Source organism: Phosphitispora sp. TUW77, from assembly GCF_048453025.1.
In the GTDB taxonomy this organism is placed as follows: Bacteria; Bacillota; Thermincolia; order Thermincolales; family UBA2595; genus Phosphitispora.
Genome location: NZ_CP156677.1, coordinates 660,073 through 682,834, shown reverse-complemented (window position 1 = coordinate 682,834; position 22,762 = coordinate 660,073). Strand labels below are relative to the sequence as shown.

Sequence of the window (22,762 nt, the reverse complement as noted above, 5' to 3'; positions counted from 1 at the left end):
CTACTTCCACATAAACGCCGGATACCCGTCCAAATCCCCCCGAATAAACCTTGCTAGCAGCATAGCCTGGGCATAGGGTACAAGTCCCCATTCCATTTTTTCATGCAAAAACGGATGTCTAATCTCCTCCTGCTTCTTGCTTTGCCAAGCCTTAAGAACAGTTTTTCTCGTATCTTCATCCATAATGACCGCTCCGTTTTCCATCCGGGTAAAACCCCTGCCATTAACTTCCCTTTTATTAATTAAAGAAATAACAAACCGGTCAGCATACACGGCCCGCAGCTCTTCCATTATATCCAGAGCCAGGGAAATTCTTCCTGGCCTATCCCGGTGCAGAAATCCCACATAAGGGTCCAGCCCAACGGTTTCCAAAGCCGCCGCAGCATCATGGGCCAAAAGGGTATAAACAAAGGATAGCATGGCATTAACATTATCCAGAGGAGGACGTTTATTCCGGGAATTAAAATAAAATTCATCTTTTTGCTGAAGAATCAAATCATCCAATACTCGAAAGTACTGGGCTGCAGCTTCCCCTTCAAATCCCCGCAGTTGCTCTAAATCCTGACTTTTTTCAACCAACTTCAAAGCTTTGGCCAGGGTTTGGCAAACCCCCTTCAATTTACCGACATCCAGCCTGGCCCCATGATCCCTTGTTGCCCGCTCCACCACCCAGCGAGCGTTATATATTTTCCCCAAGATAAAGGATTGGGCAATTTTATGACTCTCCGCTACATCCTCTGATAACCTATACTGAGTCTTTCGTAAGGTAACATTGCCTTTAACTTCACCTACCACCCTGCCCAGGAATTTTCCGCTAGGCTTCATAAAACTTAAAGCTATATTACGTTTGGCACAGGCACCCATCAAAGTTGGACTGGCACCGGTATAACCAAAGGCTATAACGCCCTCCAGATTATGCAGAGGAACTCTCAACACCTCGGCTTCATCCTTTAAAATCACAATGTTTTCTCCATCAAGGGATAAATAAGTATTGGGTGAAGTCACATAGATAGTATTCAATAATTTTCTCATTCATCAACCTCAATTTCCGAAATAGTCTTCTTCATATAGGTCAGAGCCGATGGATTTTTACACAGCTTAGGCAGGCAAAGCTCGCTAAGAGAACAGGCTTTACAGCCTTTCGTCGGCTTTACTTTGGGCGTATACCTTCTTTCATACAGCTCATGCATCTCTTTACAAATAGCCTTTAACTCTTCCCGGGTCTCCTCGTCAAGCATCACTTTAAACCTGCGTTTGGGTTCCCCATAGAACAGAAACCCTTCAGGAATCGTACACAAGAGCATTTCTTCCAGGCACATGGCCTGAGCGCATAATTGCAGCACATCCGCTTTATCCTGCTTGGGCTTACCCCGTTTATACTCCACGGGAACAGGTTTGTAGGTTCCCTCTCGGCCATAGAGTGTGACTCCATCTCGGGACTTGTGAAATTCCACCACATCACAAGCTCCGGTGATCCCTAATGTCCTGGAAAAGATTCTCAAGCTCCGTGATATAATTAAATCTCGCCGCTTTTCTTTAATGGTATTATCGTGGGTTTTCTCGTGCAGGATTCCACCCTCAACGGTTCGCAAATTTTCCTGCCACTGCTGTTCGATATGGATTAAGGCCCACTGGCGTTTGCAAAAGGAAAAGTGCTGTATCCCGGACAGCAGCAAAAAATCTTCTTCATCATATTCCATTAAAAACCTCCAGACTTAATCCTTCCAAGACTCAATCTATGCCTAATCAATTATGGCTAATCAAATTATGATTGCTTCCCCTCTATACTTTTTCAATTTCACAATGCCAGCCATATAACCGAGAAAATAGTCATATTCGAGATTCCACCTGTATATATTATCCATTATCATAGGCGTTCTCAGTTCGTCTAACTTATATTTGGCAATTTGAACCGATACTTTTTGCAGTTCTCTCCAATCAACTTTACCATATTGCAAGCGCCTGGCCACGGTCGAATCAACAACAACAAGACGGGTATCGCTGTCAATTACCTTGAAATCCCGTTCTACCTGACGAAAGTTCTGCAATTCCTCATTAGTAATCAACTTTTTATGTTTTCCAAATAACCCATATAATGCGATTTCATCGGCAAGGGATTGTGTACTCAATTCCGGTGCAATAGTTCTCTTCCCTTCAAAATACCCTTTAAGAACAGCGGCGGACTCTTTTAACCCCGGATTGAGTTTTAACATTCCGTCTTCTAAAATACAAAATGTCCACATCTCAGAATTCCTAAGAACGCCCTCTCGATTTACACGTCCCGAAGCTTGCAGCAACGATACCAGTGACCCAAGCTCACGGAATCCATTTCTGAAAGACAGGTTTACGCCAGCCTCAACACACGACGTTGCAATAAGAGTCCAGTCTATATCTTTTTTGTTATCCAAACGTTTTTTAACTCGTCCAAGCGTATTATCTCTATCATTTGAAGTCAAAGCCGTAGATAAATGCTCGACACAATCTCGTCCAAAGTGATTCGAAAAATAGTCTGCTAATATTGCTGCACTTTGAACGGTGTTCATAATCACAAGTCTCGGACCTGGAAAATCAATAATCCACTCAGCAAGCTTCGCTGTATCTTTGGGGAATAAATCACTATGATAGGAAATACGTTTGTTTTCATAGACAGAAAGGCGGCTGCGAAGTTCGTCATCGATGATTTCCGGTACACAGTTTAAGTTTTTGGTGCCAGCGATTTCTGGGATTACCCAGAATCGATTCAGTGAACCGGAAGCCAATACCCAGTAGCAATTCCATTCCGCGGCATAAATGTTAATCCATTGCCAGGCAATGGGTAAAAGTTTGGCCGGCAATGCAGCATGAGATTCATCTACAAAAATGGCACTGCCGGGCAATTCATGTAATCGGCGCAGTGTTGCGGTGGAATTCGATGCAAGCGTTTCAAAAAAAGCGACAGCAGTTGTCACGATAATCGGAGCACGCCAAAGCGCGGTTAGGTATCTGGTTTCTTCGCTTTCAAAATCTGCGCGGTGGTGTAGCTCCGCAACAACTTCATCTGCGTTTTCACCCGGCAAAACGAGCATATCTCGATAGGTCTCAACTGATTGTTTAATAATATTCGTAAATGGCAGTACTACAAAAATACGCCGTAACCCGCATTTTTCCGCCTGTGCAAGTAAATGAGCCATGACAGCAGTTGTCTTTCCTGAGCCTACCGGGCTGTCACAGGAGGTTATGTTAGTGTCAATTTCGGCGTTTCGACACGCCAGATACATCTCATTCCGGAGAACATTCCGTTCATCGTAAGCTCCTTTTTGTTTTAATGCTGCAATATGCAGGTCTAATTGTGCAAGCCGTTCGGCGGCACGCAATTTAACCGTACTCGCATTAGCTGGATACTGCCGGTAATGGGTAGACGTATCTGTGTGATCAGCATCAGCGAGGCATGATAAAACCATCCGAAGGAAAACCGAGCGATCTCCTTTGATTTCTTCCTCACCATACTCAAAATTAGTATCAATAAGGTTGTCATGGATTGCTTCAAGTTCCGGCAACTCTCTATCTACATCAAAAGCAATGGAAACATCCCGAAAAACCGCATCACCCTTATTCATTTCAGCAGAAAAATCCGGAAAACCAATGTGATGAGCCTGAATCACAGCAGCTGAGACAGCAGAAAAATGCTTACTGTTCAAAAAATGAGCAACTCCTGCATCAACATGATTTCGCGGAAGAGATTTGGATGGTTTTTCCCCGGCAAGTACATCCTGATTTTCTTTGTTCAGCTTGCCTAGGTCATGAAATGTGGAGGCTTTTTCAGTTATCCGTGATAACAATGTTTTGTCACAATTTGAATAGCAACTCATATCTTGCACATATTTATGGGCAAGAGTCCTTACCCCACGAATATGCGCCAAATACTCATGCTTAGGGATATCATCTTTTTTACTGTGGGCGTAGTAAATCATATCAGCATCAGGTCGGTTGCTGAGGCTACCTTTTCTTTTAATTCTTTGGGCAGAGCTGTCTTATCCTCATAATCATCCCAAGTCGTAGACGCAATACTCATATCACCAATACGCTTTGGTGTAAGAGCTTCCAAAAGGAGATAATCCGGACAACTTCCAAGAGCATTCAGATGCTCAATATACCAAGCATGACGGATACGAACATCAGTGCGAATGGCGGATCGATTCAAATCATACGCTTTGGGAATCAAAAGTTTAAGTAAGTTGATATCTTCCTTCATGCAACCTGTCTTGGCGGCAAAATTAGGATTCACAAAAAACGGCATACAATAAACACCATGTTCTACAATACGGAATGCCAGAGGTGCCATTCCGGCATTTTTGCCCTCTTGGACACCGGCTTTATTCGTATTCGTGTGGCGAATGATGTTAACCGGAGAAATTGACGTACCCATACCAAACTGAACAACACCTGTTTTGATAAATCCTTTATTCGCTCCTTCTTCTAAAAAAGTGTTCCCGAAGACTCTGGCATCCCAATATTTCTTAACAAAAGGACTCTCCAAAAACTTCTTCTGATCGAAGCTTTTAATATCATTTGACATCTCGTTTTGAATGCACTTCCTGTCACGTCCGCGCGATTCCAAAATACAGTAATGTTGCGATTCTTTGGCATATGTATCAGGTAGACTCTGATAAAACACACTGGAGTGATCCTCCAGCAAATCACGCAGCTTGCGTTTAAAGGAAACAGGTGAAATTTCACCAATGCCATTTGGACGCTGGCGAGGGTCACTCTCTCTGTCAGGATCGCCGTTCGCATTTGAGTTTACAACTTCAATTACCAAAAGACCAGTTGCGCGCTTGATTTCACTGTTCATTATTAGCCCCTCCTATATTATTATCATTATCGTTGGCATCCCCAATTGCCGTTACTAAAGAATCCCTTTTGGGAAATGATGCCAAATAACCAATAAAAAGCTGTGCCTTTTCAAAATCGCCAAACCTTGTTGAATCCGTCATTGTCACACACAATTTATTTGCCATATCCTCATATAAACTGAGATACCACCGTGCTCTCCAACTCTCTTTATTTTCAGTTATAATATTTTTGAAACGATATTGTTTCGCCCAAGTTATATAAGGATTCATTCGGAGGGACAATTGTGCAATCGCCTGATTCGGCGTTTCAGCGGCCGTCACAAACAATGCGCTACCCACTAGCTGTGGAGGAACAACCCCGTCTCGTACAACTTTGCAGTACAAGGCATGTAGCTCGTCGGATATTTTCAAGAGCTGTCCGACTAAATAAGCCATACTTTCCATGTATTTCTCCTTTCTATCACCACATTTATAAAGAAGCAACCCAAATACAGACAACAGAAAAAGCGTTTCTTTTTTTAATTTTTCTAAAGTTTTCTCCTGATTCTTATCCTTGCAAGTTGAACCACCATGCACCCAGTTACCGATATAACTTGCCAAACCATATGAATGTGTAAGTACGATATGGAGGTAATTACAGATCATACTTTCCTGCATAATATCAAGAAGCAATTCCATTCCCTGATAATATTTCATTCGTTCAACAACAGTCTTACCTTGTGCCAATTCCCCGTTTTGCTTCCACACATTGTTAACAATTCGAGCCACTTGCAGCGGAAAAGGAATTATTAGCTCACCCAATTCTGTTTTTGGGGTGTTACGGCAACCGGTCTCCCAGTCCTCCGCCGCTTGGATGAGCTGCTTTGACGAACATTTTCGTGTAAATACCACCTTTGACCGGGCTTTGTCCAGTTTGCGGATTGTGAAAATCTGAATAAAATCCGGCTTTTCCTCTGCAGGAAGACCCCTGAGTGTCTTAATAAATTCTTTGGCAATGTTTTCAAAACGTGCTTCCGTCTGGGCTGAACTTTCTACTTTACTGGAACTGAAAATTGAAACGAATTTTGGTGGAACCTCCGGCAACTTGGAAGGATAAACAAATACGATTTCATTCTTATCAATTTTTTGCCATGTGATACCTTCTCGTTCCAAGCCTGCAACCCATTCCAGTGATTTTTTGGCGAGCGAACGATTTTCCATTGCAATGGGATAAGAAGCATCGTCTATCTGCTCATAACGATACTGACAAGGCTGTCCATTGAACATCGAACGCAAGATTACATCAAATCCGTTGAGTTTCACGCTTGGCATAGGTTCATTTGGATTAACAAAGGAACTCCCAAATGCATCACTTCCAACACCTTCAGACTGTTTAGATGTACTACTCAGCAAGCTGGATTTCAACAGCCTACCGTTGATCCATTCGGTGGTATGTTGGCTTGTTACGGGATACCCATACTGTTGCCAGTCAAACAAATCCAAAATAACTGAAATTGATGCACCAGTGTCATCGTTATAATCTTTTTGGGGGTTACCTTTATGGAATAGCATAGTAAACAAAATGCCGATGTCCTCTTGTTTTTGAAGCTTTGCAAAAATGCGTTTTTCCAGTGCGAACTTGAAGCTTTTATCAGGCTCATTTGTGAAACCAGATGCTATACGAATTAATTCTGAAATGAGAGTTCGTTCCAGTTGTTCTTGATTGCCAATTAAATTTAAAAGGGTCTGCGGAATATTTTGCAAGCTTCTATCAATCTTTCTAACAATTCTTTCTTGCCAATTGTCATTGACACACCAAGATTTGATTTTATCCAAATCTAGTGTTATAGCATCTTTTTCAATTTGTTCCAATTCGGAAAGCTGTTCTTCATCTGTGATGCGATATAAGGGAACAATATTAAAAGCAGGAAAAGTTCCTTGATTATTCCCATATTTTCTCAGTAACTGTGCAAGCTCTGCACTTATGCTTTCAATTTCACATACCGTGCCGTCCTTGGCAAGCCATATTCGTATACATGGTGCTTTGGCAGTAACCTTGGGTAAGGGTTTGTATTCCCTATGCCATTCCTTGCTGGAAATGCCTTTACTTTTCAAAACAGTGGACAAACTATACAATTCATTTAGCATAGTTTTCACTCCTTTTCGGATACTCCAGGACACCGTTTTGAATGACGAGGTCATTGTCGTATACATAGGACACCGGAGAAGCATATCCTTTGGAAAAAACCTGTCTTAGCATAGATGGTATGATTACGGGGAACTCATCGGACAACACCTGTATTGTGTCACGAAATTCACCAAAATAGGAGGGAGTAAATTCTTTCCACCCCAATGTCGGAATTGAATAGCACTGACCTCGTTTAAGTCTTCTTTTAAAAATGCTTTGATAAGCATGGCCGGGTGATGTCGTTTTTTTATCCCATTGCAGAGCACTTTCCGGCAATTTGCTTTTTTCTCTGTTTGGAACAACTTCTGCGTACAATCTATAACAGACATCAATTAATACAGTAGCATATAACTGATAATTATTTCCATTCTTAATCGATTTGAGATTTCGCAAAGGTCCTCCATAGTTAGTGCAATAGGAATGATATTGTATGGGCGCACACAACTCCACTTTTGTAGGGATTATTTCTATATCCGGTCCCCATAAGATGGATTCAAAAATAGCTTTAACCGCAGAATATGTTGGAGCTGGATAACTGACCGGACAGTCGCCGGTATCCGGTCTTGTCCACATTGCGGTGTTGCCGGCAATCTCCATTGCAATAGGATAAGACAATCGTACCATGAAAATCCTCCTTTCATTTTAATCAAGCAAACCGCTGCTTCTTCTTTTGTAATACAATTATATAATCATATCTGTCCCATAAACTGGTCATTAAAATTACCTTCCGCTGTGATGTTGTTTTCAGTTTAATATCTAAAATCAACATTCAATACTACGCAAACCTGTATGAGGATCCCCGTACTAACCTATTCTGCCACGAGAGTTTTGCTATGACGCAAGACCAAGTCCGACAATTTCCTATAGGTCTTTCTTTTAATTGCCTTGCTATTCAAATTTTATTTTCCACATTCTTCCTTGTTTTCCTCCTAATATAGAGAAAATAATCCAAAAAAACAAAATGGCCAAACCGTCATTAACGATTTGACCATTCCCTGTTCATGGAGAATCGCAGCTCATCTTATCTTACTTGGCCTATCATTTCGAGGAAGGCCTCTATTCTTACCTTCAGTTGTTCCACATCTGACTCAGAGTAATCAGTTTCAATCTGAAGGAACGGAAGATGTTTAGTTTCCTGGATGTATTTTTTCAAGGCAAAAGACTCTACATTATACGCATGACATGCCTGCCATGTCAGGTCAATTATCCCGTCAACGTTAAATTCATCCGCCATTCTGGCCACCAGTTCAAACCGACCCGTATTAGGTGACATGCATGAACACGGTGTTCTAAGATACCTTTCGGCAATTGCCTGCAATGGCTCCTTTTCTTCGTCAACTCTGTCATAAACCGCTTTATATCCACCACAACTTTCAAAACAGACCACATTTCCACCGCATTCCTCGATAACCTGGACTACTTTATGGGAACCAATTCCTACAGGCACTCCAGTTAACAAAATCCGCGGAGTACTCTCGTTAAAGGGGCTGGTCCCGCCAGCAGCTAATATTTTAAGTTCCCGGGTTAACCGGTCTACCATGTCAATAGCCTGCTCCTTGTCATGGCAGAATCCCCGCATAAACAAAACAGTCAGTAAATCCATGCCTCCCAATGGGGACGGTTTAGCTTTACATACATCCTGCAATTCCTGCAGGGAACGTCTTTCATTATTGATTAACCTGATAGCATCCCTTAATTTATCATCCGTAATTTCAACTTCGAATTCTTTCTCCAACCTGACTTTAAGTAATTTTATCTGGTTATGCCAGTATTCCAAAGCATCTTCATCCTGACTCTGGGGCAACTGCAGCAAATGCAGTGGTTTCATCTCCGCCAATAATTCAAACATCTTTTTCTTTCCATCACAAGTGGTTTCAGCAATAAGTATATCGGAAAAATGGAAGTAAGGGCAAGTGTCAGTCGCCGCAAATCCGTAACTTGATTTGATTAGGGGGCACAGATTTCTCGGCAGTATCTTTTCCGCTGCTGGAATAGGTTTCTGGCTGGTCCCGCATAACGGAACAGGAATAGCCCCTGCTGCCACAACCAGTTCGGTAGGAGAATAAAGACAGTACATCCCGCCAATCTTCCTGCCATTTTCCTTGGCGCTCTTTATTGCCATAACATTGTTTTCACGTAAATCCTCGAACTCTTTAAGTATCTCTGGTCTCATTTAATACCCTCCTCGTATGGTTGCTGCCACCTATCTCCTGGCCAATTATTGCAGCCCCAAGGGCTCCTACCACCTGAGGTTCGTTAGGAACGTTGAAGCGGACTCTTAAACCTCTTGACAATATCCGGCAAATTTCAGGGTTACTGGCAACTCCTCCGCTAAACGTGATTTCACTTATACATGGTACCCGAGCAGTCAGGCTTAGCAATTTCTTGGCAATTGTATCTATGATGCCTGAAGCGATGGCTTCTTTTGATACACCTTGGGCTAAAAGGCCGATAATTTCCGACTCTGCAAAAACAGTACACATAGCATTTATGGGCACAGGTTCTTCTTTTGCTGCCAGCTTGCCCAACTCTTCAAGAGTGATATCCAGAACTCCGGTCATCACCTGCAAAAAACGTCCTGTCCCGGCAGCACACTTATCATTCATCACAAAATCGGCCACTGCCCCGTCGTCATCAACAGCAATAACTTTACTGTCCTGACCTCCAATATCTATTACTGTCCGGGTTTCAGGGAAAAGAAATTTGGCACCCCTGGCATGACATGTTATCTCAGTGACCTTTTTATCTATAAAAGGCAGCGATATCCGCCCATATCCGGTACCGATAATTTTATCTACTTGTTCCCACGTGATCCCGGCTCGTTCCATGGCCTCATTAAAAACCCGTGTTCCTGCTTCCTTGGGGTTCCATCCTGTAGGAATAACCGACCAGCCCAAAATCGAACCGTCAAATATGACTGCTTTTGTTGCTGTAGAACCTACATCTATTCCGGCTGTAATTTTCATGCAATGTTGTTCTCCTTACTTAAATAACATTTCCGAAACCATTATAGCCTCATAAGCATCGAGACAAAAGACTTCGTTGTGGTTTACCCCCATCTTTCGGATCCATGTATCATAGTGTTTCTTCGTACAGAAGAAATTCATGATGTTTCAGCAGCTGCCTGCCCAGTTGTCGGATTTTATTAAATCCACATGTAATGCATAAGTTGTCTCCGGCCATAACTCCACAATCTTGCCGTCCTGAACCTGCACATGAATTACTTCCCCGCATTCACTGCACTTTGATTCAACATGAATGTCCTGGCTAAAAGTAAAAGCTGCTCCCATTGCGTCAATAGCACACATTGCGGAAAAGCTGCGCCCGTCACTAAGATGAACTTTATGATGGGTCGGGAGGGCAGATACAGGATAGATAAAATTTATGTTACCCTGGCCATCAACAACCAGCGCCTTCTTTTCAATCAGACACTCCAGTATGGCTTGTACATCCATGACCTGTAATTCCTCTCCAGGATAGCTATTGATATTATACGCTTTACCGGTATTGATGGTATATTCCATCAGCCATTTCCTGAACTTGTATTCTTCTTCAGTTAACCTGGATGAAATACTGTCAATCATCAATCTTTCTGCCGGATAATCTTTGAAATGCATTACACATCACCTCCTTTCCCTGTACAATGAATCTTCCACCCCGGTAAGGGCTGTTATCAGGATTTCACTCAGGTAATCTTTGTACTCGAAATATTTGTTACTCTTACGGCTGCGCGGCCTGTCAAGTTTTACCCGTAAATCCTCCAGCACTTCGCCCTGTTTAGTTGACATTACGATAATCCGGTCACTCAGATATACGGCTTCATCAACATCATGGGTAACCATCAGCACAGTTGTCTTTTCAGATATCCATATGGCCTCTAACTCCTCCTGAAGCATCTGTCTCATCTGATAATCTACTGCACCCAATGGTTCATCCATCAACAGCACTTTGGGACGACATGCCAATGCCCTGACCATAGCAGTTCGTTGCTTCATACCGCCCGATAACTGGCTGGGATAAAGATTTTCTTTGCCTTCCATATGAACCATAGAAAGAAGCCTTTGTAAAAATTCTTCTCTTACAGCGGAAGGAACTTTTTGCTGTTTCATCGGAAAAACGATATTTTCCTTCACTGTCATCCAAGGAAATAAAGCATAATCCTGAAAGACAAACCCCCTATCAGGTCCCGGTTTTGTCACTACATTACCGTTAATTCTGACTTGTCCCGATGAGGCGGCCTGAAAACCGGCTACAATAGTCAAAAGGGTGGTCTTACCGCATCCTGAAGGCCCCAAAAGAGAAACAAACTCTCCTTCTTCCACCGTAAAGCTAACATCGTTTAAAACAATGTGGGGCATTCCGCTGTTTTTAAAAACCTTGTTTACATGTTCAATATGTAAAGCCATTATTTCACATACCTCCATCCGGTAACCATCCTGGTAATAAAACCAAGAAACCGGTCAATGGCATAGCCAACAATTGCAGAAATAATCATTAAAGCCAACAGCAGATCTGTCTCCATCATGGTCTGAGCTTCCACCATATAATAACCAAACCCGGAACTTGTAGCAATGAATTCAGCACATATTACCGACATCCAACCCAAACCTACAGCAATTTTAATGCCTGTAAAGATGCTCGGAAGTGAACCTGGCAAAATAACATGAAAAAATATACTCCATGGCCCTGCCCCATGCTGCGGGCAGCATTATAATAATCCTGGGAAATCCCCTGCACTCCGGCTATAGTATTTATCAGAATCGGGAAAATCCCAACCATTGCGATTAAAAAAAGGGTAGGACCGTCTCCTAAACCAAACCACACAATGGTCAGCGGTATCCAAGCCATGATGGGAATCTGCCTGATTGAATTGATTATGGGATCAAACATTTTGTTTACTGTTTTAGAATAACCCATGATTAAGCCCAGAGGCCCGCCAATTAATAAAGCATACAAAAATCCCAAGAGTACCCTCTTCATGGTCAGCAGGAGGTTCTGCATTACTTCCACATCCCCCACAGCCATAAAAAGAGCTTTAGCCGTTTTCCATGGTGGCGGCAGTAACAAATCACTGTTGTAACTCATTGAGATAATGTGCCAGATACCCACCGCGACTGCCAGTGTAACCAGTGAATATATAGAATCCTTTCCTCCCGGCAAGCGGAGCAGTTTTCGCTTATTGCTTGCTTCAGTTAGCCCGGAAACACATATCTTATTTTCAAGCGTCTCCATTGCTCAGCCTCCCGTTCAGTAAAATTAATGTTCATAAAGACTTTTGCTTCTTTTATCAGAACTCCCGCGGTATTCATTTCAGTTACGGATTCCTTTAAGAGCGTCATAAACTGCCGGTAAAGAGAATTCTTTTTAAACTCCTTTCTCACTACCAGCACATATGTAACAAGGTCTTCTGTTTTACCCGCAGATGAGTTTTTTTCTCCTTTAAGTAATAAACCTTTCAGCACATCAACTGCTGCCCCGTCAACAACTCCCTTTTCAAAAGCATAAGGTACTGCTGCCGGAAGCATAGGAACTGCATCACATGCCGGGCCAAACTTCTCCTTGATTAGCTTTTTTTGAAAGCTGCGTTTTTGAGAATAAGAAATCTTTTGGGGCTTAATATCCTGTTTTACAACAATAATATCTGAATTGACCAGAACCGGTCCTACAACCTCAAACCTGCCGTCCTTCTCAATAAGTTTATTAGCTGCATCAGGACACAGCAAAGCAATATCCAGGTCACCTGTGCTAAGCGCCCATTCTGATGTACTGCTGCAGCAATCTTTCACGGGAAACATGGCAAAGTTATCAGACACATTTGCCGGCAGGAACTTTTTGTTGTTAACAATATAATGAATTATCATGCCTCCCGAGTCAGAAGAGGCTCCAATGTTTATTTTGGAGCCCTCTTTTCCTCTTCCAGAAACCCAAACCGTATAAATCATTGCAACTAATATCAACCCAATCAGGCTGATGAATAATTTATTTTTCATATCTTAAATTTACTTACCATCAACCTCAGCAGCTTTTTTCTTCCAGTCTTCGAAAGACATGCCAATTGGGAAAACAGGATCAACTTTATCTTTAATAAAGGCAGCAAAGTTGTCAGTCCCTGCCTCTGAAATGAGTTTAGTATTAACAAACTCAGTGATAGGAGGCGCTTTTTCAAGGGTTTTAACACTCAGTTCATAAGCTATTTCGTCCTGTATTTTCTGTTCATCTAATTCCCAAGTCAATGATCTGCCTTCAGCTACAGTCTTTCTGTAAATAGTCATCAAAGCAACCTCGACAGGGACATTGTAGTTCTCAGCAAAAATTTCGGCAGCCTTATACGGATGAGTATAAATGTATTCAATTGCTTTTGAATGAGCAACAATCATTTTTTTGGCAAGTTCGGGGTGTTCTTTAACAAAGTCCTGGTTCATGGAAAGCACACAACAGGAACCCCATTTGTCACCAGGCAGTTTACTGGCAACCCCAATAATCTTCCCTACTTTTTCGTATTCAGCCATGCTCCCCCAAGGATCACAGCAGGTATACCCTGCTAATTGACCGGTTTTTAAAGCCAGAAATTTATCCTTGTCAGCCATCTCAAAGGTTTCATAGTTTTTGCCTTCGAGAGGAATACCAAGGGAATTAGCTATAAGAAGCCATGAAGCGCTGTTTTTCTCAGGGTCTTTTCCTATACCCATCTTTTTACCGACTAATTCTATGGGGTTTTTGATATCATTAGCTGCTACCAGATAATAAGAACCTCCCATATGATTATTGGCTGCAACAATTATCGGTGAACCCTTCAAATATGCTCTCATTAATCCTTCAGTGCCAATATAACCTACATCCATTTTGCCTGCAGCCATTGCTTCAGGTACTTTTCCATTGCCGGTAACATTCACTTTAATACCAAGTTCGTCAAAAATACCTGTATCCTCGGCAATACAAGCAGCAGTCATATGATCACAGTTGTAATAGCCAAGGTTAACAATATAATTTTTATCTTCTTCTGAAATCGTATTATTTTCCGATGTGGTCTTTGATGAACCGCACCCGGCAATCAGAGCCATAACAAACGCAGCAACTCCTAGCACCAATAATACTTTTTTAATTTTTTTCATTACCTGATACCCTCCTTGTTTTGAATCGAACACTTAAATAAACTTAACAGCAGTCTCCCATCCCCTCCCCGAATATATCTTTTAAAATTTTTCCTTCTATGCGGTAAATGGCATATCCCATTTTCGCTCCTTTTGAACCCTGAACTATAAATTCCATCGGCGGTTTTTTGTCAATGTCTCTAAATTGAATAGACTGGTTTTCGCGAGGAGCCAAAACTTCATTTGTCAACGTTAAAGCCCTGTTTAAATTAAGGACTACCCGCATCATATTTTTGTCCTGAGCCACCCGGTATATTACCACCAAATCTGCCCTGCCATCGCCATTCAAGTCCGCCCTGGCTGTCTTTAATAGTTCGCTCCCAGGATTTGCAGTAAGAAAATACTTTGCCATAGGGTCACTGGAAATATCCTGTTTGTTTTCAACTTGCTGGTTTCTGCCCTCTTTAGCTTTGAAGCTGTCCTGCCCGCTGCAACCCAAGCTGTTAAAACACAGAAACAGCACCAGTATTAAAGCTTGTATAATCCTAACAGACATGTTTCAAGCCCCCACTTTAACAAAGTACTGTTTTACACGGGGCATATATGCGTAAAGAAAAAGCCCGAAAATTACTATAGAACACAGGTATCTCATGGAGGTAGGGGCAGTCAGGTTCAATTTGTTGGCAATCCCCACCATCTTATCCGTTTTTTCTAAATCAAAAGAAGGCACGAACCCTGGCATCAATAGCAAGTTAGTCAGATATCCCACTGCCATAGCTGAAATAACCAGGGTGGCTGAATATATTGCAGCCGCTCGCCGGCCTATTGTCTTATAAATACTGATTAGCTCAGGAATATTGGTTGCCGCTCCGACCATCAGAAAGGTTACGGCTACTCCCGGAGCCGCTCCGGCAGCGACCAGGGCTGCAATAAAAGGTATATGTCCTACAGCACATACATACATAATAGCACCCAGAGCAGCAATACCAGCCAGGGAAACCATGCCTGGATTACCCAGGTACTGCTGAATATAGGTCTGTGGAACGACGGCAATAATAATTCCTGCCAGAAACACTCCAATTATAATATACTTGCTAACCATTACCCCTAAGTCCATAAACCCCCATTGCATGCCGCTCAGCAGTTTTTGACCAAACGTTACATCATCTTCCGATTCCAATTCTACGCAACTGCTGTTTTCAGTTAAACCCGGCACCTGCAGTTCCGGCCCGCCCACAGCATTTCCCACCAGCCCCACCAGCACCGGCACCACAAACCCAGTAGCTATATATATTGTTGATATCTGCGGCCCCAACAGCCCAAATGACATCAGGATTGCAGCTGGATTAACTATAGGCGAAGCAGCCATAAAAGCCAGGGTAGGCCCCAGGTAAGCCCCTGAGTAGTACATCCCAAGGCCCAAAGGAATAGAACCGCAACTGCATAAGGGCAAAAGCATCCCCGAGAAATTTGCCTTTAAAATAGATGACAGTTTTTTGTTGCCCAGCATGCGCTGAAACTTTTCCGGTTTCAAGACCACATGCAATATTCCCGCAAGCGCAAAACTGAATACCAGCCAGACCGAACCATCGTTTAATATCTGTAGCGCAGCTTCAGCTGCCTTAACCAATATTTCTGCAATCAATTTCATATACTCCTTACAGCCTCTTCAATAGCTTTTTCAATAATATCCCTGGAAAGGGTCTCATACTTCTTCTTTCCGTTGATAATCATAGTCCCTTTGCTGATCATGCCGTATTTTTTCACATAGTCAAAATCCTTTCCGGCATAATAGATTTTAACATCCACCTTGTCACCGAATTTTGCCGCCGCATCTTTGATTGATTGCCCATGCTGGTCACAGCACGGACATGTATTAATAAACTCCACTGATACCTTTGACATTAATCAACTCTCCTTATCTTTCACGACTTTTCCACCTGACACAATAGAAGTGCCATAAAGCAAATCAAAGCAACAATTGGGTGAGTTTCAAAGATATTAATATTCACGACAAAATCATAAAATTCCTTTTTATATAATATTACTTTTTTTTATCGATAGTGCTATTGGTAATAAAAAAAGCTTATTGAAGGCTACAGGAGATAAAACACAAGAAGACCATGAAGTTTTAAGCCAAAAAAGCTCTCTTCATGGTCTTTTTCTATTTTACTCCAAGTAGTTTTCAATTTTATATTGATAAACCTTTGTCTATAGCATCTGAATCATAATAGACAACATCACAATCTTCGTCCATACATAAATAATAATCTATATCTCCAACCAATTCTGTTAACGTTTCCGAAACCAAATGCTTAATGGTAATGTTCTTGACTTCAACACCTGCTGTTTTACATATTGGGCATAAATTATTTCCTTCTACTTTACAGTCTTGAGGGCTCTGCCCAAACTCCTGAGGTTTACCCGCTCGGGGCTTACCGGTGAAATGAAAAACGGCAGACTCATAGCCCGCCGTTTCACTGTATAAGCCACAGCATGCGCAGAGTCGCTCTCAGCATGGCCCGATTTATGCTACAATAATATTATCATCAAGACCTGGTGGTTCCCCCCGTGCTGTCTCAGATCGCTCTAGCGGTTTTTGCGCCCTCAGCAATCGCTTCCAGTGCCCGCCTCGGCTTTAACGCGTCTCCAATTACATAGATGTCTTTTGCAAGTCCTTCATAAACACCATCGCTACAGCTACCTTTGAAACCACAGGCTACTACAATATAATCAAATGTTCCGAAGTTCTTTTCCTCACCTCTGACATTAGCAATGACACCGTTTTCGTTTATCTTCTCCACCTTTGCCAAGGTATGAATCTTAACTCCTTTTCCCATGAGCTTATTCAATATGAACGACTTAGTTGCCGGAATATACTCCCTTCCGACGTCATCCAGCATTTCCAGAACCGTAACAGATACAGAATTAACATTCTGCTTCAGAAAGTCTGCCGTTTCCAGTCCTACAATTCCGCCGCCAATAATCAGTATATTTCCACGAAGTATGGGCAGCTTTCCTTCTAGTACATCCATGGCCATCACAATATTCGGACCATCTATACCTTCAATATTTGGCACAATAGGGCAACCGCCAGTGGCAACAACAATGGCTTCGGGAGCCAACTCCTTCAACATAGCCTCGTCGCATTCTTTCCCTGTTATAATTTTAATATCCAGCCCTTCAACCTGATTGATTAGATACTTGACCCAGCCCGTGATATCCTGTTTGAATGGTCCCCTGCTGGCAACATTCAGCCTGCCGCCAAGCTTCGCTTCCTTTTCCACCAGTGTCACCTTATGTCCTCTGAGAGCGCAATCCCGTGCCGCCATCATGCCACCAGGCCCACCGCCAATAACAACAACATTTTTAGGCGTTTCGACAGGGATGATCTCCATCTCTTTCTCTTCCCCGACCATAGGATTGATGCTGCAGGTTGAATGGAGTACAGCGCCAGAGCCGATACAGCCGTCCCCGCATCCGATACAGGGTGCAATATTATCGATATCACCCACCATGCTTTTATTGGGCAGTTCCGGATCTGAAAGCAAGGCCCGACCCATAACAACCATATCAATTTTACCGGTCTCGATAAGGCTCTCCGCCAGCATCGGCGTGTGGATCTTGCCGACACAAAACACCGGTATTTTAACGGCCTTTTTGATTTCTGCGGCCTGCGCGGCATTTAAAGCCCGATTTTTACCCATACAAGGAATGATGTGGTGCGCATACTCAGGCTGCACGCCGCCGGATATTTCTAAGGCAGATACGCCAGCCTGTTCAAACGCACGGGCGGCACATATCATGTCATAAAGATGGTTCCCATCTTCAATCAGTTCGTCTCCGGACATGCGCACAACGATTGGAAAATCGTTCCCCGCCTTCCGCCGGATATTTTCGATCGCCTCCAGTGCAAAACGAAGTCGACATTCCAATGAACCGCCGTATTTGTCCGTCCGTTTGTTTCGGACGGGCGACAAGAAGGAGCCACCCAGCATATACGCATGGGCACTATGAAATTCCACACCGTCAAAACCGACTTCTCTGGCCTTTTTGGCAGTATCTCCGAACATCTCGATAATGGATTCAATCTCCGCAATACTTAGCTCACGGCAAATCGTTCCTGTGGATTTGTTTACCAACTGGGATGGACCCACAACTTCCTGCCGGGAAAGCAAGCCACGCAGGCTGTCCGGTCCCGGGTGAGACAGTTGGGGGATGATTTTTGCACCATACTTGTGTACCGTGTCAGTCAATCGCTTCATTGAGACCATACTCTCTTCTGTACCAAGTGAAAGCGTCGGCCCAAGGTAACAGTAATTCGGGTCAACGGTTAACACATCCGTGATAATCAACCCGACGCCGCCTTTGGCACGCGCCTCCCAGAAATTTATTAATTTTTCCGAAACCGAACCCTCCTGGGCGTTCAATCGAAGCGACATTGGCGCCATAGCGATGCGGTTCTTTACTGTCATGGTTCCAATAGTTATGGGGGAGAATAATTTGGGATACAACATAGTTTACCTCCTTAAAATTTTAAGTATTAACTGCTCCTGCCAATCACGATTGGCAGGAATCACGTCCGAAGGTATCTTAGTACCCATTGCCAGGAGCACCATACAGTTACGGAGTGTAAGCTCCCTGTTCTGAATAGAACTGAATAATTTCATTATGTTTTTTGCCTTGCTTTAATAATTGAATTATGTACTTAATATAGCTCAAACGAAATGACTTATCTCTAATCTTAGTGAAATCACAATTCGGCCTTGTCCCAAAGCTAGCCGGATATAGTAAAGCTGAGTCAAAAATGATTCTCATAAGCATTAGCTGATCACTTTGAACATTAAACAGACGCGAGAACAATTCATTAATTCTATGATGAAATTCATTGGATTGTTCGATAAGAAACTTAGCCATCTTTCCATTACGTCCTTTTCCGCTCATATTGTTGTGTAATATGATTTGAATGCCCGGATATTGCAGAGTATACTCCATGATCTCATTGGCCCAATGCATCAATTTTTGTTCATCATTAATGTCCCTATCTTCCAACACTGAGTGAATCGAAAGGTAGTTCTCAATAAAAAACTCTTCCATCCTGTCAAACAAAGCTTCTTTATTACCAAAGTAATAATGAATTGCGTTAACATTCACACCCGCTGCATTTGTGATGTCACGTACGGACACATCGTAACTTCCTTTAAGCCCAATAACGAAAAGCGTCCGGTCAAGTATTTTCTCCTGTATAGAATTTAACTCTCTCAATTTTTTGCCTTCCTTATCATATCTTTACTATATTAATAATATCATAAGTATAAGTTATAAACAATATGTTTAAAACAATTCGTTTAATTTTTTCAAGCTATTACCTTGGCCGTCCTTCAACATTCAGCCGCACATACTTGCCAGTCCTACCTGAAAAGTTAGGTCTCTAACTACTGGTTCTGTAAATATAACAAAAAAAATGATACTATAACTATTAGAAAAAGAATTTAATAAAAAAAGGAACTAAGAAATGGAAAAAATTAAATTTAAATTTTCTAATTGGCGAGCTCATATTTTTACTTCACCGAAGAAATTGGCTGAACAATTTGAAGTCCTGAATCTGACAGGAAAATATATTAGAGAAATCTGGAATATTGGTATCTTTTTTGATGAAGATGACAATGAAGGAATCATGTCAGTTGAAGTAGATGAACCTATAGTTTTAGTTTTTGATGATTTCCAGCTTGAGATTTTATTTGTGGATGGAGGCACTGTAGGTATTGCCAAAGATACGCTGACATTAAAGGAGACCTCATATCAAGGCGTTGATTGCAGCAGAAAAATAGAGAAAAACCTGGGAGTTATCCTAAACACCCCCATTGTAGATGTAACTATCGAACTAACTGATGAATGTGAGTTTACCGGTGCACATGAGCTTGAACTACCAGTACAGGATAAATATATTGAAGAAATTGTCTTTAAATTCAATTCAAATTATACGCTTCATATTTCCGCTTTCTATGATTATATGTATATATGCATTAAGGACGCAGATGTAAAAATCCCTCGTTTAGAATTGTAATATTTTAAGTGGGCTTGTTGACAAAAATGGCTAGGAATTAAATTTCTTAGCCATTTTCTCATCCTATTTAGTATTTTATTTGATACATATGCATTTCTTACGTAATTCCCGCTGTTTCATTGCCTTTATAGTAAAACTCTCTGTTTTACTGGGCCTTGCAAAACTAAAAATATACCTGCATCAACTTTCCGAATGTTTAAGCCAAGCCGTTCTTGCTATGATTTTAGCCGGTCTATGTAAGGTTCACTGTCGTCAACATTGCCGGGAGTTTCAAATTCATCAGCAGCATGGTCTATTCTTTAGCTACCTTCTCAGGGTTAGTTTTATCCGTCCAAACTTGTAATAATCCCATGTTTTATCGCTTTATCATACATCTCACGGAAAACCGCCTTTGAACGGAAGCAAAACGGTTTCAATCTGCGCAGGCAAATCTCGTCGCAATATGTTTGCAATTGAATTGCTTATCCCTTTTATCCCGTAAAGTCTGTCTTCGCCACTTCCGTTTGAACCTCTATAAAACTGCCCTCAGTCAATAATTGCAGAAGAATTGTGGAATCGTGCCGCAGTATATGGTATAATACAGTTAAATTTTGGTAAACTTGGCAGTTACATACTCGAGAATGCCTTGCAGATTCTTAAATTACAACTTATAGGGCAGTTTTAAACTGCAGATTATTTATATTATCGGAGGAATCACGATGAAAAAGAAAGCTGTCATCCTATGTATCATCCTCGCGCTGGTGATAAGCCCCGTAACATATGCAACTGCCGCCAGCGAACATACGGCATATAATGTGATCGTTCCGCTTGAATATGATCCGATTTCCATCATAAACGGCGACATGTTTGTCACGCATGACAGTGAAAGCCCCTCCTATAATCCTCTTTACAGTCTTTATCGCTTTGACGGCACAAGGCTCATAAGCGGTATGAAGGAGATTTCTTTTTCCGGGGAGTATCTCCTCATAAAAGAGGGTGAAAACATGGGCGTGTACTCCCGTGATCTAACGGTCATCGTGCCTGCAATATATAAGTATATCTTCATGAAGGACGCGACGCATTGCATTGCGATCGACGGTAAAGAGTTTCTCCGTCCCGGATCATGGTGGGGCGATATGTATTTATATGATCTGACAACCGGGCAAATCACCGACGAGCTTGGCTATGGAAACGGCCTTAATACCATAGATTACGATGCCTCGCAAAAGCAGCTGTCCGAGCAATGGCAACTGGAAGCGGGCGGTCCGGCTGGCGTTTCCGTATCCATGAACGGAGATAGCTGGGCGCCGATTGCGTACTGTAAAGCCTATAATGACGACGGTCAGCTGCTGCTGGATTTTCTGCCATATTGCACAAGCGGGGATTCCGCTTTCAACCAATTGAGCTATGGCTGCGGCGGTCTTTTCCTTTACGGATATACCAGCAGCGGCAAATCGCCCGGTAGTATGAACTATATCTTTACAGGGCGCGGCCGTCTCATCACACAACAGCCCCATGCATTGCTTTATGGTATAATCGGTGGTAAATACATTTGTGCATATGGCAATGACACGACTAATATCATGGACCGCGATGGTAAAACTATCATCCCCAAAGGCACGTTTGACAGCTATGCCTTTAATTATACTACGAACGGTATAAGAAGCATTATCAGCGATATTGACAAGTATATTGTCGTCTCGAAAGACGGGAAATATGGAATCATTACCTTGCCTGATATCCAGTTGTCACCGTCGGATTGGGCAAAATCGGAAGTGGCGAAAGCTGTGGATAAAAATCTCGTGCCGGAGGATATACGGCTTTGGTGGAAGGACAGCTGCACAAGAGAGGAATTTTGCCGCATGCTTTCTCTGAGCGTGAAAGAAATCACAGGCAAGACCCTCGCGGAGCTTGCCGCTGGGTCGGATGCCTTGACCTTCTCGGATTGCGATAACCCCGATGTTTTGGCGGCGTCGGCACTCGGAATCGTCAACGGTATCGGAAACGAACGTTTTGCGCCAAACAGATTCATCACGCGGGAACAAGCTGCAGTGATGCTTGCAAGAGCAGCCACGGTTTTGGATACTCCATTAACGGGGGATAGCGTTTCCTTTGCGGATGAAGACCAGATTTCCGTTTGGGCTCATTCCGGAACCGATGCGGTTTCGCAAATACTCTGCGGAAATTCAAAAACGCCGCTTATGCAGGGCATGGGCGACAACCTGTTTATGCCGCAAGATTATTACACGGTCGAACAATCGGCAATCACTATGTTAAGACTCACTGAAACAGCAAAATAACCATGTGACGATTTTTTCTGCTCCAACTTCTTGATAAGAAATTTTTAACGGCATATAAAACGCAGAAATTTCTCCATATGAAAACCTCCCTCGTATCTATATTTTATAATAAAAGACGCTACCTTTTTGTAAAGACAGCGCCTCATCGTTCTTTCATTTGTTTAGTTATAAGGTTCACGGCGGTTTGCCGAAATAAAAATTTAGCTATGCCCATTCTAACTCTCTTACCCCCTTAAGCATGAGGTGGTAAGAGAGTTAGAACAGCCAATCTCCTTCAAATTCTTTTTCATCTCTGTTCCATGCACACGAATTCGTTGCCCATCTTT

Annotated in this window: 19 protein-coding genes and 2 pseudogenes; 2 read left to right on the top strand and 19 right to left on the bottom strand. The window is 42.4% G+C overall.

From position 1 onward, the window contains the following. From cas1c to ABFY19_RS03155, 19 genes and pseudogenes are all read right to left on the bottom strand, one after another. Nucleotides 1-1,032 carry a type I-C CRISPR-associated endonuclease Cas1c gene (cas1c, locus tag ABFY19_RS03245; protein WP_418791810.1) on the bottom strand — a complete coding sequence of 344 codons (1,032 nt, stop codon included), beginning with the start codon at nt 1,030-1,032 and terminating at the stop codon, nt 1-3. Then, nucleotides 1,029-1,700, bottom strand: a complete 672-nt coding sequence (gene cas4, locus ABFY19_RS03240; protein ID WP_418791809.1) for a CRISPR-associated protein Cas4 — start codon at nt 1,698-1,700, stop codon at nt 1,029-1,031. The genes cas1c and cas4 overlap by 4 nt, the downstream gene beginning before the upstream one ends. Nucleotides 1,701-1,760: 60 nt before the next feature. Then, nucleotides 1,761-3,848: a CRISPR-associated helicase/endonuclease Cas3 gene (locus ABFY19_RS03235; RefSeq protein WP_418791808.1), complete on the bottom strand. Its 2,088-nt coding sequence runs from the start codon at nt 3,846-3,848 to the stop codon at nt 1,761-1,763. 98 nt (nt 3,849-3,946) lie between these two features. Beyond that, on the bottom strand, nt 3,947-4,831 hold the full coding sequence (locus tag ABFY19_RS03230) for a type I CRISPR-associated protein Cas7 (protein WP_418791807.1): 885 nt from the start codon (nt 4,829-4,831) through the stop codon (nt 3,947-3,949). After that, a complete protein-coding gene (locus ABFY19_RS03225) occupies nt 4,821-6,959 on the bottom strand; it encodes a hypothetical protein (RefSeq protein ID WP_418791806.1) in 2,139 nt (712 codons plus the stop codon). The genes ABFY19_RS03230 and ABFY19_RS03225 overlap by 11 nt, the downstream gene beginning before the upstream one ends. Then, nucleotides 6,949-7,623: a CRISPR-associated protein Cas5 gene (gene cas5 / locus ABFY19_RS03220; protein WP_418791805.1), complete on the bottom strand. Its 675-nt coding sequence runs from the start codon at nt 7,621-7,623 to the stop codon at nt 6,949-6,951. Before cas5 ends, ABFY19_RS03225 begins: the two co-directional genes overlap by 11 nt. A 397-nt stretch (nt 7,624-8,020) precedes the next feature. Beyond that, nucleotides 8,021-9,172 carry a double-cubane-cluster-containing anaerobic reductase gene (locus tag ABFY19_RS03215; RefSeq protein WP_418791804.1) on the bottom strand — a complete coding sequence of 384 codons (1,152 nt, stop codon included), beginning with the start codon at nt 9,170-9,172 and terminating at the stop codon, nt 8,021-8,023. Further along, nucleotides 9,153-9,965 carry an acyl-CoA dehydratase activase gene (locus ABFY19_RS03210; RefSeq protein WP_418791803.1) on the bottom strand — a complete coding sequence of 271 codons (813 nt, stop codon included), beginning with the start codon at nt 9,963-9,965 and terminating at the stop codon, nt 9,153-9,155. Before ABFY19_RS03210 ends, ABFY19_RS03215 begins: the two co-directional genes overlap by 20 nt. Before the next feature lie 15 nt (nt 9,966-9,980). Further along, the gene (gene saoL, locus ABFY19_RS03205; protein WP_418791802.1) at nt 9,981-10,616 is read right to left on the bottom strand and encodes a MerB-like organometallic lyase SaoL; all 636 of its coding nucleotides are present in this window, start codon (nt 10,614-10,616) and stop codon (nt 9,981-9,983) included. A gap of 6 nt (nt 10,617-10,622) precedes the next feature. After that, nucleotides 10,623-11,405, bottom strand: a complete 783-nt coding sequence (gene saoA, locus ABFY19_RS03200) for an ABC transporter ATP-binding protein SaoA (protein WP_418791801.1) — start codon at nt 11,403-11,405, stop codon at nt 10,623-10,625. Next, a pseudogene (saoP, locus tag ABFY19_RS03195) lies at nt 11,405-12,231 on the bottom strand (ABC transporter permease subunit SaoP). The gene saoA and the pseudogene saoP overlap by 1 nt, the downstream one beginning before the upstream one ends. After that, nucleotides 12,192-12,989, bottom strand: coding sequence for an ABC transporter substrate-binding (seleno)protein SaoB (saoB, locus tag ABFY19_RS03190; RefSeq protein ID WP_418791800.1), 798 nt, complete (start codon nt 12,987-12,989; stop codon nt 12,192-12,194). Before saoB ends, saoP begins: the two are co-directional and overlap by 40 nt. Nucleotides 12,990-12,998: 9 nt before the next feature. Beyond that, nucleotides 12,999-14,111 carry an ABC transporter substrate-binding subunit SaoX gene (gene saoX, locus ABFY19_RS03185; RefSeq protein WP_418791799.1) on the bottom strand — a complete coding sequence of 371 codons (1,113 nt, stop codon included), beginning with the start codon at nt 14,109-14,111 and terminating at the stop codon, nt 12,999-13,001. 43 nt (nt 14,112-14,154) lie between these two features. Then, entirely contained in the window at nt 14,155-14,646 is a 492-nt protein-coding gene (gene saoC, locus ABFY19_RS03180; protein ID WP_418791798.1) for a Cys-Cys-COOH (seleno)protein SaoC, read from the bottom strand. Nucleotides 14,647-14,649: 3 nt separating this feature from the next. After that, on the bottom strand, nt 14,650-15,741 hold the full coding sequence (gene saoE / locus ABFY19_RS03175) for an efflux transporter SaoE (protein WP_418791797.1): 1,092 nt from the start codon (nt 15,739-15,741) through the stop codon (nt 14,650-14,652). Further along, a complete protein-coding gene (gene saoT / locus ABFY19_RS03170) occupies nt 15,738-15,995 on the bottom strand; it encodes a thioredoxin-like (seleno)protein SaoT (protein WP_418791796.1) in 258 nt (85 codons plus the stop codon). Before saoT ends, saoE begins: the two co-directional genes overlap by 4 nt. Before the next feature lie 313 nt (nt 15,996-16,308). Beyond that, a pseudogene (locus ABFY19_RS03165) lies at nt 16,309-16,473 on the bottom strand (Csac_0668 family 2Fe-2S cluster-binding (seleno)protein); the annotation flags it as partial. 196 nt (nt 16,474-16,669) lie between these two features. Continuing rightward, a complete protein-coding gene (locus ABFY19_RS03160) occupies nt 16,670-18,541 on the bottom strand; it encodes an FAD-dependent oxidoreductase (protein WP_418792523.1) in 1,872 nt (623 codons plus the stop codon). A 172-nt stretch (nt 18,542-18,713) separates the two neighbouring features. Beyond that, nucleotides 18,714-19,355 carry a TetR/AcrR family transcriptional regulator gene (locus tag ABFY19_RS03155; RefSeq protein WP_418791795.1) on the bottom strand — a complete coding sequence of 214 codons (642 nt, stop codon included), beginning with the start codon at nt 19,353-19,355 and terminating at the stop codon, nt 18,714-18,716. A gap of 313 nt (nt 19,356-19,668) precedes the next feature. On the opposite strand from ABFY19_RS03155, the gene ABFY19_RS03150 reads away from it, so the two are divergent. Both ABFY19_RS03150 and ABFY19_RS03145 read left to right on the top strand, forming a co-directional pair. Next, nucleotides 19,669-20,157, top strand: coding sequence for a hypothetical protein (locus tag ABFY19_RS03150; RefSeq protein ID WP_418791794.1), 489 nt, complete (start codon nt 19,669-19,671; stop codon nt 20,155-20,157). Between the two features lie 698 nt (nt 20,158-20,855). Further along, nucleotides 20,856-22,436 carry an S-layer homology domain-containing protein gene (locus tag ABFY19_RS03145; RefSeq protein WP_418791793.1) on the top strand — a complete coding sequence of 527 codons (1,581 nt, stop codon included), beginning with the start codon at nt 20,856-20,858 and terminating at the stop codon, nt 22,434-22,436. Nucleotides 22,437-22,762: the final 326 nt, after the last annotated feature.